This window comes from Pseudoalteromonas sp. GW168-MNA-CIBAN-0100 (assembly GCF_040309225.1).
Classification (GTDB): domain Bacteria; phylum Pseudomonadota; class Gammaproteobacteria; order Enterobacterales; family Alteromonadaceae; genus Pseudoalteromonas; species Pseudoalteromonas arctica.
In genome coordinates this window covers 1-286 of sequence record NZ_JBEOOL010000437.1, presented here as the reverse complement: position 1 = coordinate 286, position 286 = coordinate 1, and the positions used below count along the sequence as shown (strand labels likewise).

Below are 286 nucleotides of genomic sequence, written 5' to 3'. Positions count from 1 at the left end.
CAAAAAATCCGCTCATTTGAAACAACAAAGCAAAGTAAGTTAAACGTATTTACTGAGTTTTACCGCCGTACCTTTTTTACTACCAGTAGTAATGGTGAGTTAGGTGTTTATTACACCACAAGCCAAGCAAAATTGTGGCAAGGCAAAGTAAGCGAAGGAGCAATTAAAAACTTTGCTATAGCACCGCGTGCAAATGCAGCGCTAATTGTTGCTGACAACAAACTAACCGTATTAGAAATTCATAACGAACACCCAGAAGTTACTTGGTCTGCACTTTGGCAAGAAG

1 pseudogene is annotated in these 286 nt (G+C 39.2%); it reads left to right on the top strand.

Going from position 1 to position 286, the window contains the following annotated elements:
- A pseudogene (locus AAEY62_RS21845) lies at positions 1-286 on the top strand (phosphate ABC transporter permease); the annotation flags it as partial.